This window comes from Actinophytocola xanthii (assembly GCF_001921205.1).
Taxonomy (GTDB): Bacteria; Actinomycetota; Actinomycetes; order Mycobacteriales; family Pseudonocardiaceae; genus Actinophytocola; species Actinophytocola xanthii.
This window is the reverse complement of the sequence record NZ_MSIE01000027.1, coordinates 39,340-53,565: the sequence shown is the minus strand read 5'-3', so window position 1 is coordinate 53,565 and position 14,226 is coordinate 39,340. Positions and strand designations below refer to the sequence as shown.

12 protein-coding genes and 1 riboswitch are annotated in these 14,226 nt (G+C 73.2%); of the genes, 2 read left to right on the top strand and 10 right to left on the bottom strand.

The features are described 5' to 3' along the window. Nucleotides 1-228: 228 nt before the first annotated feature. A riboswitch (SAM riboswitch) is annotated at nucleotides 229-355 on the top strand. A gap of 11 nt (nucleotides 356-366) precedes the next feature. Next, on the top strand, nucleotides 367-1,626 hold the full coding sequence (gene thrC, locus BU204_RS15645; RefSeq protein WP_075126406.1) for a threonine synthase: 1,260 nt from the start codon (nucleotides 367-369) through the stop codon (nucleotides 1,624-1,626). Here the strand turns inward: thrC and BU204_RS15640 are convergent. The 7 genes from BU204_RS15640 to nadD all read right to left on the bottom strand — a co-directional run bounded on the left by BU204_RS15640 (nucleotide 1,607) and on the right by nadD (nucleotide 8,805). Then, nucleotides 1,607-4,015: a ComEC/Rec2 family competence protein gene (locus BU204_RS15640; protein ID WP_083661353.1), complete on the bottom strand. Its 2,409-nt coding sequence runs from the start codon at nucleotides 4,013-4,015 to the stop codon at nucleotides 1,607-1,609. The genes thrC and BU204_RS15640 overlap by 20 nt on opposite strands. Before the next feature lie 154 nt (nucleotides 4,016-4,169). After that, nucleotides 4,170-5,372: a helix-hairpin-helix domain-containing protein gene (locus BU204_RS41290; protein ID WP_233160350.1), complete on the bottom strand. Its 1,203-nt coding sequence runs from the start codon at nucleotides 5,370-5,372 to the stop codon at nucleotides 4,170-4,172. 141 nt (nucleotides 5,373-5,513) lie between these two features. Then, nucleotides 5,514-6,371, bottom strand: coding sequence for a DegV family protein (locus BU204_RS15630; RefSeq protein ID WP_075126404.1), 858 nt, complete (start codon nucleotides 6,369-6,371; stop codon nucleotides 5,514-5,516). A 6-nt stretch (nucleotides 6,372-6,377) separates the two neighbouring features. Then, the gene (gene octT, locus BU204_RS15625; protein ID WP_075126403.1) at nucleotides 6,378-7,121 is read right to left on the bottom strand and encodes a diglucosylglycerate octanoyltransferase; all 744 of its coding nucleotides are present in this window, start codon (nucleotides 7,119-7,121) and stop codon (nucleotides 6,378-6,380) included. 4 nt (nucleotides 7,122-7,125) lie between these two features. After that, the gene (locus BU204_RS15620; RefSeq protein ID WP_075126402.1) at nucleotides 7,126-7,740 is read right to left on the bottom strand and encodes a histidine phosphatase family protein; all 615 of its coding nucleotides are present in this window, start codon (nucleotides 7,738-7,740) and stop codon (nucleotides 7,126-7,128) included. Further along, nucleotides 7,737-8,138, bottom strand: coding sequence for a ribosome silencing factor (rsfS, locus tag BU204_RS15615; protein WP_075126401.1), 402 nt, complete (start codon nucleotides 8,136-8,138; stop codon nucleotides 7,737-7,739). The genes BU204_RS15620 and rsfS overlap by 4 nt, the downstream gene beginning before the upstream one ends. 70 nt (nucleotides 8,139-8,208) lie before the next feature. Then, nucleotides 8,209-8,805: a nicotinate-nucleotide adenylyltransferase gene (gene nadD / locus BU204_RS15610; RefSeq protein ID WP_075126400.1), complete on the bottom strand. Its 597-nt coding sequence runs from the start codon at nucleotides 8,803-8,805 to the stop codon at nucleotides 8,209-8,211. A gap of 121 nt (nucleotides 8,806-8,926) precedes the next feature. Here nadD and BU204_RS15605 point away from each other — a divergent pair, with 121 nt between their 5' ends. Then, complete coding sequence (locus BU204_RS15605; RefSeq protein WP_075126460.1) at nucleotides 8,927-11,032, top strand: RecQ family ATP-dependent DNA helicase; 2,106 nt, start codon at nucleotides 8,927-8,929, stop codon at nucleotides 11,030-11,032. A 33-nt stretch (nucleotides 11,033-11,065) separates the two neighbouring features. Here the strand turns inward: BU204_RS15605 and proB are convergent, their stop codons facing one another. The 3 genes from proB to rpmA form a co-directional block, all read right to left on the bottom strand. Then, complete coding sequence (gene proB / locus BU204_RS15600) at nucleotides 11,066-12,196, bottom strand: glutamate 5-kinase (protein ID WP_408608012.1); 1,131 nt, start codon at nucleotides 12,194-12,196, stop codon at nucleotides 11,066-11,068. Further along, nucleotides 12,193-13,878, bottom strand: a complete 1,686-nt coding sequence (gene obgE / locus BU204_RS15595; protein WP_083661346.1) for a GTPase ObgE — start codon at nucleotides 13,876-13,878, stop codon at nucleotides 12,193-12,195. The genes proB and obgE overlap by 4 nt, the downstream gene beginning before the upstream one ends. Nucleotides 13,879-13,965: 87 nt before the next feature. Then, nucleotides 13,966-14,223 (bottom strand): 50S ribosomal protein L27, encoded by a 258-nt coding sequence (rpmA, locus tag BU204_RS15590; protein WP_075126399.1) that lies wholly within the window; start codon nucleotides 14,221-14,223, stop codon nucleotides 13,966-13,968. Between the last annotated feature and the right edge of the window lie 3 nt (nucleotides 14,224-14,226).

The window sequence follows — 14,226 nt, the reverse complement described above, 5'->3', positions numbered from 1 at the left end:
ACCTCCACAGCGGCCACCGCGCCGAACGAGTGAAACCCGCATGCGCGGGCACCGAGCCGGCACGGAGCGCTTCCCCGGCGCCTCGGAGCAGGTCAGGACGGCATGGCGCGAGGGGGGAGCACGCGCTGGCGCCACCAAGGATCACTAGAGGTCTTCTCGGATGATGGACCTCACAATGGCCCCGTGACCGGGCCGTGCCGTACGGTGGTCAACAGCACAACTGAATACCGCTCATCCAGAGGGGCAGAGGGATCGGCCCGAAGAAGCCCCGGCAACCGGCGTCAGCCATTTCGCGTACGCGAGGACGGCGACGAACACGGTGCCAATTCCGACCCGTACGCGGGACAGATGAGGAGATACCTCGCGATGACAGTCACTGCCGACGCCGGCACCACCACGCTCGACCTCGGACCCGCCCACGCCCTGAGCTGTCGTGAGTGCGGCCACCAGGTTCCACTCGCCCCCGAGTTCGCGTGCGCGGAGTGTTTCGGCCCCCTCGAGGTCGCCTACCAGTTCGGCGACATCAGCCGAGCCGCGATCGAGGCGGGTCCCCGGTCCATCTGGCGCTACCGCCACCTCCTTCCCGTTCCGTCCGATGTGGACAAGTATCCGAACACGGACCCCGGCCTGACCCGCCTGGTCAAGGCCGACCGGCTGGCCGCCGCTCTCGGCGTGAAGTCCTTGTGGGTCAAGGACGACACGGGCAACCCCACGCACTCGTTCAAGGACCGCGTGGTCGCCGTGGCGCTCGCCGCGGCCCGCCAGCTCGGCTTCACCGTGCTCGCCTGCCCCTCCACCGGCAACCTGGCCAACGCGGTCGCCGCCGCGGCCGCGCGCGCCGGCTGGGAGTCGGTGGTGCTCATCCCGTCCTCGCTGGAGCGCGCGAAGGTCCTCACCACCGCCGTCTACGACGGCGCCCTGATCGCCGTCGACGGCAACTACGACGACGTGAACCGGCTCGCCACCGAGCTCGCGGCCGAGCACGAGGACTGGGCGTTCGTCAACGTCAACGTCCGGCCCTACTACGCCGAGGGCTCCAAGACGCTCGGCTACGAGGTTGCCGAACAGCTCGGGTGGCGCCTGCCCGACCAGATCGTCGTTCCGATCGCCTCGGGTGCCCAGCTCACCAAGGTGGACAAGGGTTTCCGCGAGTTCGCTCACCTGGGGTTGGTGGAAGACAAGCCGTATCGGGTGTTCGGCGCCCAGGCGACCGGCTGTTCCCCGGTGTCGGCCGCGTACAAGGCGGGCCTGGACGTGGTGAGCCCGGTCAAGCCGGACACCATCGCCCGCTCGCTCGCGATCGGCGCCCCCGCCGACGGCCCCTACGTGCTGGACGCCGTGCGCCGCACGAACGGCGCTATCGAGGACGTCAGCGACGAGGAGGTCGTCGAGGGCATCCGCCTGCTGGCCAGGACCGAGGGCATCTTCGCCGAGACCGCGGGCGGAGTGACCGTCGCGACCGCCAAGAAGCTGATCGAGACCGGCCAGCTCGACCCGGACGCCGAGACGGTCCTCCTCATCACCGGCGACGGCCTGAAGACCCTCGACGCCGTGCAGGACAGGATCGGCCCCCGGGCGACCGTGCCGCCGTCGGCGGCCGCGGTCCTCAAGGCGCTGGAGTCCTGACCCGACATCGCCGCGCGCTCACCGAAGCGCCACCGCACCACCAGGTCCGCCCGGACCGTCGCCGCACCCTCGCGCGCGGCGGCGGTCCGCGGGCCGTTCCTCGGGTCACGGCCCGCGGTCCGCGCTCGCCGGGGACGATCGCCGCGTCCCCGTCCATGTCGGTCCGGACCACCAGTGCTCCGGTCCGGTCGAGCATGCCCAGCGTCGTCGGGTTCGGGTGCCCGTACCGGTTCCCTGCCCCCACGCTCACCACGGCGATCCGCGCACCCACCGCCGAGAACAACTCCGGTGACGTGTAGCGGCTTCCGTGGTGGGGCACCTTCAACACCTCGGCGGACAGGTCGACACCCGAGTCGAGCAGGGTCGCCTGGGCGGCCAGCTCCACGTCGCCGCTGAGCAGAACCCGCCCCGCCGACGTCGCCGCCCGCAGCACCAGCGACGCGTTGTTGATCTCCGTTCCCTCGGCCTCCGCTCCCGGCATCACCTCCCGTGCTTGCGGCGCCAGCACCTCCAACACCAGTCCCGGCCAGGTCAGCCGCCGGCCGGCCTCGAGCTGAACCACCGGCACGCGTGCCGCTCCGGCCAGCTCCCGCACCTCCTCCCATGCCCAGTCCGGTTCACGAGCGGCGCTCACCCCCACCGCGCCGACCGCTCGGTCGTCCAGCACCGCCGCCAGCCCACCGACGTGGTCGGCATGCAGGTGACTGAGCACGACCAGCGGCACCCGCGAGACGTCGAGCCGGTCGAGGCAGGCGACCAGCGGCGCGGGCTCAGGCCCCGCGTCCACCACGACTGCCCGCCCCGGGTCGGCCGTCGCCAGGACGGTCGCGTCCCCCTGGCCGACGTCGCAGGCCACCATCGCCCACCCCGGCGGCGGCCATCCCGGCGAGATCACCCGGACCGGCAGGACCACCACCAGCAGTGCGCTGAACGCGGCACAGACCAGCACCCGAAGCCGCGGCCGCCGCAGGAGCGCCACCAGCAGCAGCACACACGCCACCAACAGCAGCCCGCCCCACCAGCCCTCCGGCCAGCCGATCGCCGCACCCGGTACCCGTGAGGCGTGCCGGGCGACCAGGATCAGCCAGTCCACCTCGGGTCCGGCGACCCGGACCAGGAGCTCCGCCAGCCACGACCAGGCCGGCGCGACGAGCGCGGCGAGCACCCCCAGCACCGTGGCCGGCGCGACCACCGGGGCCGCCACCAGGTTGGCCAGGACGGCCACCAGGCTGACCTCCCCCGCCATGCCCGCCACCACCGGCGCGGTGACCAGATGGGCCGCGGCGGGCACCGCGAGCGCCTCGGCGAGCCCTCTCGGCACACCGCGGCGGGCCAGACGCTCCGACCACCGGGGCGCGAGCAGCACCAGCCCGGCCGTGGCCAGCACGGAGAGCGCGAACCCGACGCTGACCGCCATGGCCGGGTCCCAGAGCACCAGCACGATCACGGAGGTGCCCAGCGCCGGCAGGGCGCCCCGCTCCCGCCCCATCGCCAGCGCCAACAGCCCGACCGCGCCCATCACGCCGGCTCGCAGCACGCTCGGCTCCGGCCCCGCGAGCACCACGAACCCGACCAGGGCGAGCATCGCACCCGCCGCGCACCCTCGGGGCCCGACCCGCAACACGCGCAGCAACAGCAGCACGGCGACGCAGACCACGGCGAGGTTCGCGCCGCTGACCGCGAGCAGATGCGCCAGCCCCGCTGTCTGGAACTCCTCCTCGACCTGCCGGGACAACCTGTCGGTGTCCCCGACGACCAGGCCGGGCAGCAGTCCCGCCGGCTCCGGGTCCAGCACCGACGCGGCGTCCCGCAGACCGGCGCGGAGCTCCTGGGCGCCGCGTTGCCACGCGGGCGCCACGCCGAGCGCGGTGGGCGGACCGCGCACTCGCAGCACCGCCACGGTCAGCTCGCCCGGTCGCGCCGGCGCCAGCCGCGCCGAGGCCGTCACGTCCTGCCCGGGCAGGAGTGCGGCCCACCGATCCACCGGCGCGACCAGAACCACCCGCCCGGAGGAGACGACGGTCGTTCCGCCGACCACGGCGCCGCGGGTGCGAGCCGGGATCACGACGGCCCGCACACCGCCCTGCCGCCCGCCGAAGCCGGCGGCGAACAGCGGTCGCGGCCGCTCGGTCACCGTCACCCGAAACACCCCCTCCCCGCCGGCGAGCGCGTGCTCCCGAAGCGGGTCCTCCGCCGCGGCCCGCAGCCGCGCGGTCCCGCCGATGCCGACCACGAGACCGCAGACCAGCAGCGACCACCCGATCCCCTGCCGCCACCACCGGACCATCCCTGGCCTGCCCCGGGCGAGGCGCACGACCACGACTCCGGCGATGACCGCCAGGAGGCCGACGACCGCGGCCCACCACCAGACGAGCAGCAGACCGGCCATCGTCGCGAGCCAGACAGCCAGCGCCGCGGGCGCGAGCCGCCAGTCCGGCGCGACCGCCGGATCCGTCCACGGGGAGCTCACGGTTCCGCCCCGCGGTGGCCGGAGCGCGTCACGCGCCCTGGGACGACGGTTCCGGGCGCTGGCAGACGGTGTCTCACCAGACCACCACGAGGTCCTTGAGCCGGGCGAACCGCGTGGGACCGATCCCCTCGATCTCTCGAAGCTGCTCGACCGAGGCGAACCGGCCGTTCTGCGTCCGCCAGTCGATGATCCGCTGGGCGGTCACCGGACCGATGCCGGGCAGCGTGTCCAAGGCGCTGAGCGACGCCGAGTTCAGGTCGACCGGGCCGGTTCCGCCGGTGCCGGCAGCCGGCGCCCCACCGGGCCCACCGCCTCCCGAGGTGCCGGCGCCCGGGTCCGCCCCCGGCGGAACGGGCACACCGACGTAGATTTGCTCTCCGTCGCTGAGCCGGCGGGCGAGGTTGAGGCCACCCAACTGGGCGCCCCGAGCCGGACCGCCGGCCGCCTCCAGGGCGTCGGCGACCCGGGATCCCTCGGGCAGCGTCACCAGCCCGGGGCGGGCGACCTTGCCCACCACGCTGATGACCATGGAGCCGCCGGCGGTGTCCGGCGCCCCCGCGGTGCGGCCGGACGCGCTGACCGACGCGACCGGCAACGCCGGTGCGATCTCGGGCACCTCGGGCGTCTCCGGTGCCGACGCCAGGACGAGCCCGACGGCCACGGCGATGCCGAGGACGACCCCGGCCGCGGCGAGCGCGGCCAGGCGCCACCGCGGCGCGCCGGGACTGTCGGTCGACGCCGGGCGTTCGAGCAGACGTCCCGCGCCGCGTCGCCACCATGGCTCCACAGGACGAGGCTCCACAGGACGAACACCCGGCGGCAGAGCGTCCGGGGCCTGGTCGGCGTCCTCCCCCTCGGCGAAGGCACGCGGCGGGTCGGCGCCGTCGGTCGGTGACCTCGTGTCCAGCGGGTACACGAGCTCGCCCGGGTCTGCCCGGTGCGCGAGGGCCGGATCAGGAGGGGGCGGGTCGCCCCAGGTCGGATCGGTGATCAGCGGCCCGCCGGCGATGCCGGCCGGTGGGTCGGGGGGTGGTGGCGCGGCACGAATGCCCGGCGGACGGGACGATTTCGAGCCCGGCCGGGTGTCGGCCGGAGAGCCCCACGGTCCGGTGTCGAGGAGGCGATGCGGGTCCTCGGGGGCGAGGTCGAGCCACGTCTGGCCGGGTGGCGACGGGGGATGGTCGGCGAGGTCCGGCCTGACCTGGCGGATCAGGCGCTCGAGACGGCTACGGGCGAGGGCCGCACGACGGTCGCGGCGGGAGGTGGTGTGGATCACGCCTTCGACGCTAGGCCGGACGGGCGGGGTAGCGGGGTGGCCGGAGCCGAACTGTGGACAACCGGGCAGGTTGTGGACAAGTGGGGTGTTTCGCGGGAGGGAGCACGCGAAATGTCGGTGCTGCGTGCCACGCTGGCGGGTTCAGCCAGTGGCGGGGCAGACGACCACGCCGAGCATGCCCGGGCCGGTGTGCGCACCGATGGCCGCGCCCAGCTCGGAGACCACACAGCCGGACGGCGGAGCGAGCCGCTCGTCGAGCCGGGTGGCGAGTTCGACGGCGCGGTCGTGCGCGGCCAGGTGGTGCACGGCCACCTCCACCGCGCTCGCTCCGGTCGCCCGCGCCGCCTGTTCGGCGAGATCGACCAGCCGCAGCACCGCGCGATTGGTGGTCCGCACCTTCTCCAACGGCGCGATCCGCCCGTCCAGGACGTGCAGCAGCGGCTTCACCGCGAGCGCGGTCCCGAGGAACGCCGCGGCCGACCCGATCCGACCACCCCGCCGCAGGTACTCGAGCGTCTCCACCACGAAGAACGTGGTCGTCCGCCCCGCGGCCTCCACCGCGACGTCCTCGACCTCCGCACCGGAGGCGCCGTCGGAGGCCACGCTGGCCGCCCGCAGGACCGAGAAGCCGAGCCCCATCAACGCCGTCCGCGAGTCCACCACCCGCACCCGGTCCACCCCGACCTCCCGAGCCGCCAGCCGCGCGGACTCCCAGGTACCGGACAGCTCCCGGGACAGGTGCACCGACACGATCCCGTCGGCACCGTCGTCGAGCAACCGCTGGTAGAGATCCACGAACTCGTCCGGGTTGGGCCGCGAGGTGGTGACGGTGCGCCGCCCCGTGAGCGCCCTGGCGACCTCGCCCGGCCCCACGTCCACACCGTCCAGACCGGACCGGTCGTCGACGAGCACGTGCAGCGGCACGACGTGCACGGCGTGCCGGGCGGCGAATCCGTCCGGCAGGTACGCGCTGGAATCGGTGACCACGGCGACCGGCACGGTCGGTCAGCCTACGGGGTGCTCGTCCGGTTCCCGGGTAACCAGCGGCGCGACGACGTCGGCCAGCGCGGCGCCGACCCGGGCGTGCGCCTCCCAGCCCCAGTGCATGCCGTCGGGGTTGCCGCGCCCGCTCAGCACGTGCTCCCCGGTGAGCTCGGCCAGGTCGAGCAACGGCACGCCGGCGCCGGCGGCCCACGCCCGGATGGCCCTGATCGCCTCGACCCGTCCGGTGTGGACGAGGCCGTAGGACGCCGCCCGGTGCACCGGCGGCAGCACCCCCACCGCCGGGAGATCGGGACGCAGCGCGCGGATCGACCCGAGCATCCGGTCGAGGTAGCGGATGGTCAACGCGGGAGGCAGGGCCACGGGACGCCCTCGGGTGGCTCTCGCCAGCCACGGCTGAGCCGCCAGGTAGCGGGCGCGGACGAACCGCCGCAGGGGCTCCGGCCGCAGATAGCGCAGCCCTTCCCGCAGATAGGTCGGCAGCGGCGAGGGCAACGTGTCCATGCTGCCCACGGCCAGGACCAGTACGTCCGCCTTCGGCAGCAGCGACCAGACGCGGGGGTCCCCGGCCAGCGACCAGAACGCGTCGCGGGAGGTCCAGCCCAACCCGGCGAACAGCTCGGCACGGCCTCCCAGCGCCGCGGCCGCGATGTTGGGCCACAGCCGCTCGTCGTCGGCGGGGTGCGGTCCGTCCGGGCCGTGGAAGCTCAGCGAGTCACCGAACACGAGCAGGGTGGGCGCGGGCATCGGCTCAGCCGGTGATCCCGGCGTTGTAGGCGCGCAGGCGCCAGGCCATGCCGCTCGTCGTGCGACGGGCCAGTACCACCCAGTGGCAGTTGCCGATCCCGCCCAGCTTCGCCCAGGCGGCGACCGGAAGCTCGAGCAGGTGTCCGGTCAGCGCGGCGATCATCCCGCCGTGTGCGCACAGCACGGCGGTCCCCTCCGTGGACTCGTCCAGGTCGGCGACCACCTCGGCCGCCCGGGCCGCGACCTCGAGCCGGGACTCGCCTCCCGGCGGCGTCCAGGTCGGGTCGGTCTGCCACACCTGCCGCGCCCCCGGCCACTGCTCGTCCACCTCGGCGCTGGTCATCCCCTGCCACAGGCCCAGGTTTGTTTCCCGCAAACGTTTGTCCACGCGCAACGGAACCCCGGCGACCTGGGTGAACGTCGTCGCGGTGTCCATCGCGCGACGCAGGTCGGAGGTCACCACGATCTCCGGCGCGAACCGGACGAGCGCCGGCACCGCGAACCGGGCCTGGTTGCGTCCCACCTCGGTGAGCTGCGAGTCGAGGTGCCCCTGCATGCGGCCGGTCGCGTTGTAGTCGGTCTCGCCGTGCCGCCACATCACGAGGCGGCTCAGGGTCACGTCGAGCCGCCCTCGACGCCACCCGACTCGGCGACGGCCGCGTCCGGGTCGAACTCGATCCGAGGGCAGTCCTTCCACAGCCGCTCCAGGCCGTAGAACGCCCGTTCCTCGGCGTGCTGCACGTGCACGACGACGTCGACGAAGTCCAGCAGCACCCACCGGCCCTCGCGTGCGCCCTCCCGCCGCACCGGCTTGGTGCCGGCCTCGCGCATCTTCTCCTCGACGTTGTCGACGATCGCGCCGACCTGCCGCTCGTTCGGCGCGGACGCGATCACGAAACAGTCGGTGATCACCAGTTGCTCGGAGACATCGAGCACGATCACGTCGCTGGCCTTCTTGTCGGCAGCCGCGTTGGCCGCGACCAGTGCCAACTCCCGTGCGTCGTGCGTTGCGACCACGTCACTCCTCGATCGTCGAAGTCGGCCTACCAGCCGGTGAACCCCAAAAGCGTACCCGGGCCCGACGTGATCACGGGGCACCGTCTCGGTAGAGGTCACGCTTGGAGATGTACTGCACGACACCGTCGGGCACCAGGTACCAGACCGGGCGACCGGCAGCGACACGCGCCCGGCAGTCGGTCGAGGAGATGGCCATCGCCGGCACGTCGACCAGGGCCACCGAGCCGTGGGGCAGGTGCGTGTCGTCCAGCTGATAACCGGGGCGGGTGACACCCACGAAGTGGGCCAACGCGAACAGCTCCTCGGCCTGGCGCCAGGACAGGATCTGCTCGAGGGCGTCGGCGCCGGTGATGAAGTACAGCTGCGCGTCCGGGTGGGCGGCCTTCAGGTCGTGCAGGGTGTCGACCGTGTAGGTGGTACCGCCGCGGTCGATGTCGACCCGGCTGACCGAGAAGCGGGGGTTGGACGCGGTGGCCACGACCGTCATGAGGTACCGGTCCTCGGCCGCGCTGACCTGTCTGTTGCTCTTCTGCCACGGCTGCCCGGTCGGCACGAAGATCACCTCGTCCAGGTCGAAGATCGCCTGGACCTCGCTCGCCGACACCAGGTGCCCGTTGTGCACGGGATCGAACGTGCCGCCCATGATCCCGATTCGCCGACCCGACATAGCTGGTCAGAGTACGGGAGCGGCTCCGGACGCCTTCGGCTCGCGAACTTTTCCGAGCGAATGGTCCATTCGCTCGGGCGATTTCTGGCGACTGTCGGTGCCGTAGGCCAGTGTGGAGGTCGTGGACCAGTCAGCCGCTCTCCGTGCCTCAGCCGAACGTCGCCTCCGCGCCCTCGCCGGTGAGGGGGCCCGGCTGCGTGATGACCAGTGGACCGCCATCGAGGCCCTGGTCGTCGCCGGTCGTCGGGCTCTGGTCGTGCAACGCACCGGCTGGGGCAAGTCGGCGGTGTACTTCCTGGCGACCGCCTTGCTCAGGGAGCTTGGCGCGGGGCCGACGGTGATCGTGTCGCCGCTGCTCGCGCTCATGCGCAACCAGATCGAGGCGGCGGCCAGGGCCGGCGTGCGGGCGGCCACGATCAACTCGGCCAACCTCGACCAGTGGCACGAGGTTCAGCAGGATGTCCTGGCCGGCCGGACCGACGTGCTGCTGGTCAGCCCCGAGCGGCTGAACAACCCCGACTTCCGGGACACGGTCCTGCCCGAGCTGACCGCCTCGGCGGGGATGCTCGTCGTGGACGAGGCACACTGCATCTCCGACTGGGGCCACGACTTCCGGCCCGACTACCGACGGCTGCGCACGCTGCTCGGTGAGCTGCCGCCGGGGGTGCCGGTGCTCGCCACCACGGCCACCGCGAACGACCGCGTGGTGCGCGACGTCGCCGACCAGCTCGACCTGGGTGGCCAGGACACCCTGGTCCTGCGTGGGGAGCTGGACCGGGAGAGCCTGCACCTGGGGGTGTTGCGTCTGCCCACCGCGCAGGCCAGGTTCGCCTGGCTCGCCGAGCACCTCGGGGAGCTGCCGGGCTCGGGGATCATCTACACGCTCACCGTGGCCGCGGCGGACGAGGTGTCGGCGTTCCTGCGCGAGCGCGGGTACGAGGTCGCGGCGTACTCGGGCAAGACCGACCCAGACACGCGGGAACGGATCGAGCAGGACCTGCTGGCGAACCGGATCAAGGCGGTCGCGGCGACCTCGGCGTTGGGCATGGGGTTCGACAAGCCGGACCTCGGGTTCGTGGTCCACCTCGGTGCGCCGCCGTCCCCGATCGCGTACTACCAGCAGATCGGCCGGGCCGGCCGAGGGGTGGAGCGGGCCGAGGTGCTGCTCCTGCCCGGCGTCGAGGACCAGGACATCTGGTCCTACTTCGCCTCGCTGGCGTTCCCGCCGGAACAGGTGGTCCGGCGGGTGTTGGACGTGTTGGCCGACGCGGACCGGCCACTGTCGACGGCGGCGATCGAGCCGGCCTGCGACCTGTCGCGCAGCCGGCTGGACATGGTGCTCAAGGTGCTGGACGTGGACGGCGCGGTGCGCCGGGTGAAAGGAGGGTGGACAGCCACCGGGCAGGGCTGGGAGTACGACGCCGACCGCTACCTCGGCATCGCGAACGCCCGCCGGAGCGAGCAGCGCGCGATGCTCGACTACCAGCGGACCGAGAGATGCCGGATGGAGTACCTGCTCCGCCAGCTCGACGCGCCCCGCGCGGAGCCGTGCGGGCGGTGCGACAACTGTGTGGGCGGCCGGTGGAGCACGGAGGTGGCCGAGGCGCAGGTGGTCGCCGCGCAGCGGCTCCTGCACCGGCCGGGCGTCGAGATCGCCGAACGCCGCATGTGGCCGAGCGGCATGAGCGGGCTCGACGTTCCACTCTCGGGGAAGCTGCGTGCCGGGGATCTCGCCGAGCCGGGACGCGCGCTGGGGCGGCTGACCGACGTCGGGTGGGGGAACCGGCTGCGGACGCTGCTCGCCGTCGACGCCCCGGACGAGCCGGTGCCCGACGACGTGATCGAGGGCTGTGTGGCGGTGCTCGCGTCGTGGGAGTGGGCGGCGCGTCCGGTCGCGGTCGTGGCGATGGGGTCGGTGAGCCGGCCGAAGCTGGTGTCGAGCCTCGGCGAGCGGATCTCGACGATCGGCAGGCTGCCGCTGCTGGGTGAGCTCGGAGTTCGGCCGTCGGGCGAGCGTCAGGCGAACAGCGCCCGGCGCCTGGCGCAGGTGTGGCGCTCGCTCGAGGTGGGACCCGAGCTGGTCGATCGTCTGTCCACTGTGGACGGTCCGGTCCTGCTCGTGGACGACCGGGTGGACACGGGTTGGACCATGACGGTGGCGGCCAAGCTGCTGCGTGACGCGGGGGCTTCGGCCGTGCTCCCGTTCGCGCTCGCCACAACGAGCTGACCGACGACGTTCAGGCTCGTTCGCCGGTCCCCCTCAGCGGCGGAGGGGAACCAGATCATCGGCGTGGACCACTTCACGCCGACTTTCCGAAGGGAGGTCCTGTGTCTTGCGGCCGATGAGTGAGGGGAGCTCGACGGCGTCGTAGGCGACCACCCCTCGGGCCACCGTGCGTGCCGCGGGGTCGACCAGCTCGACCACGTCACCCGCGTCGAACTCACCCTCGACGGCGGTGATTCCGGCGGCGAGCAGGGACCGGCGGCGGGTGACCACGGCGGCGACGGCGCCGTCGTCGAGGTGGAGGCGGCCGCTGGGGCTGGCGGCGTAGGCGAGCCAGAAGCGTCGCGGGGTGAGGCGCCGAGGGCTCGCCGCGAAGGCGGTGCCCACCTCGGCCGGGCCCAGGGCCTGCGCGGCGTCCTCGGCGGCGGCGATCAGCACGGGGACGCCCGCGGTGGAGGCGAGCCGGGCGGAGGCGAGCTTCGAGGCCATCCCTCCGGTGCCGAGGTCGGAGGTGGGCTCGTCGGCGCGGACGTGCTCCACATCGGACTCACCGGCCACCTCGGTGATCCTTCGGGCGTCCCCCCGGCGGGGGTCGCCGTCGTACAGACCGTCCACATCGGAAAGGAGAACCAGAGCGTCAGCACCGACAAGATAGGCGACCAAAGCGGCGAGCCGGTCGTTGTCGCCGAAGCGGATCTCCTCGGTGGCCACGGTGTCGTTCTCGTTGACGACGGGGACGACCCCGAGGGCGAGCAGCCGTGACAGGGTGCGCTGGGCGTTGCGGTAGTGGGCGCGTCGGACGACGTCGTCGGAGGTGAGGAGGACCTGGCCGACCCGAAGCCCGTAGCGGGCGAACGAGGACACGTACGCGTGCCCGAGCACCAGCTGGCCGACGCTGGCCGAGGCCTGCTGGGTGGCGAGGTCGCGCGGACGGCGGCCGAGCCCGAGCGGGGCGAGACCTGACGCGATCGCGCCGGAGGACACCAACACGACCTGGCTACCGGCGGCGCGGCGGGTGGCCAGGGCGTCGACCAGAGCATCGAGCCTGGCCGGGTCGAGGCCTCCCTCGGCGCTGGTGAGGGAGGACGAGCCGACCTTGACCACCACGCGCCGGGCGTCGGCGATGCGTGACCGGGCGTCAGGCAGGACCGCGACCCGGTCGGTCACGACGGATCCGAACGACGACCCGCGAGGTCGTCGGGCAGGTCGTGCCCGGCTTCCTCGGCGCGCCCGCCGTCGCGACCCCTGCCGTGGTTGTCGTCGGTCCCGACGCTGTCCCCGTCGAAGTCCCCGTCGAAGTCCCCGTCCGGGCCGTCCTCGAGGTCGTCGTCCACGTCGTCCACGTCGTCGTGGAGGTCGTCCTGGAGGTCGTCGTCGAAGGTGGGGGCGGTGGCTTGGGTGGGGCGGTCGGGCTGGGAGGCGGGGGGTTCCAGGCCCCTGCGCGCCCGCTTGGCGGCCTTGCGTTCGGCCGCGCCGACGCGGCTGTTGCGGTCCAGCCGGGGGTCCTCGCCCCGCTCGTACAGGAGCACGCTGATTCCCGCCGGCGTGGACGGCTCCCAGTCGAACGTGACGTCGCCGATCGTGACGGGGCAGCCCGGTTGGGCACCTCGCTCGGCGAGGGCCTGTTCGACCCCGAGGCGGGCGAGGCGGTCGGCGAGGTAGCCAACGGCCTCGTTGTTGTCGAACGCGGTCTGGCGGACCCAGCGTTCGGGGCGCTCCCCGCGCACGATGAACGCGCCCGGCTCCTCGGGGTCCTCCACCACCGTGAAGCCGGCATCGTCGACCGCGCGTGGACGCAGCACGATGCGGCTCGCCTCGAGGGTCGGGCGGCTGGCGCGGTCCTCCGCCACGATCTTGGCCAGGGCGAACGACAGCTCGCGCAGGCCCTCGTGGCTGGCGGTGGACACGCTGAAGACCGGCAGCCCTCTGGCCTCGAGGTCGGCGGTCACCATCTCGGCGAGCTCGCGTGCGTCGGGCACGTCGATCTTGTTGAGCACCACGACCCGGGGGCGCTCGGCGAGGCTCTCGCCCAGCGCCGGGGAGTAGCGGGCGAGTTCGGTCTCCAGAGCGTCCACGTCGGACACCGGGTCACGGCCGGGCTCGTAGGTCGCGCAGTCGACGACGTGCACCAGCACCGAGCAGCGTTCGATGTGGCGCAGGAAGTCCAGCCCGAGGCCCTTGCCCTGGCTGGCTCCCGGGATCAGGCCGGGCACGTCGGCGATCGTGTAGGTCGACTCGCCGGCGGTGACCACGCCCAGGTTCGGCACGAGCGTGGTGAACGGGTAGTCGGCGATCTTGGGCCGCGCTGACGACAGCACCGAGATCAGCGACGACTTCCCGGCCGACGGGAACCCGACCAGGCCGACGTCGGCGACCGACCGCAGCTCCAGCACCAGGTCACGGGTCTCGCCCGGCTCGCCCAGCAGGGCGAACCCCGGCGCCTTGCGGGCCTTGGACGCGAGCGCGGCGTTGCCGAGACCGCCGCGACCACCGCGGGCGGCGGTGAACCGGGTGCCGTTGCCGACCAGATCGGCCAGCAGCTCGCCGTCCTCGGTGAGCACGACCGTGCCCTCCGGCACCCGCAGCTCGAGGTCCTCGCCGGCCGCGCCGTCGCGGTTGCTGCCCTGGCCCTGTTTGCCGTTGGTCGCCCTGGCGTGCGGGCGGAAGTGGAAGTCGAGCAGGGTGTGCACCCCGGAGTCGACGACGAGCGCGACGTCGCCGCCGTCGCCGCCGTTACCGCCGTCGGGGCCGCCGAGCGGCTTGAACTTCTCGCGGTGCACCGAGGCGCACCCGTTGCCGCCGCTGCCCGCTGCCACATGGATGACCACGCGATCGACGAATCGGGACACTGAGGAACCTTCCAGAGAATGCACGAGGGGCGGGCCGCCTCACCGCCGGCCCGCCCCTCGTGGGGTCTTGCTCCAGTCTGCCGGGCCTCAGCCCTCGACCGGGACGATGTTCACGGTCTTGCGACCGCGCTTCTCGCCGAACTGGACCGCACCCGCGGCCAGGGCGAACAGCGTGTCGTCGCCGCCACGGCCGACGTTGACGCCGGGGTGGAACTTGGTACCGCGCTGACGGATCAGGATCTCGCCAGCGTTGACCACCTGGCCGCCGTACCGCTTCACGCCGAGGCGCTGAGCGTTGGAGTCGCGCCCGTTGCGGGAGCTGGACGCACCCTTCTTGTGTGCCATTGC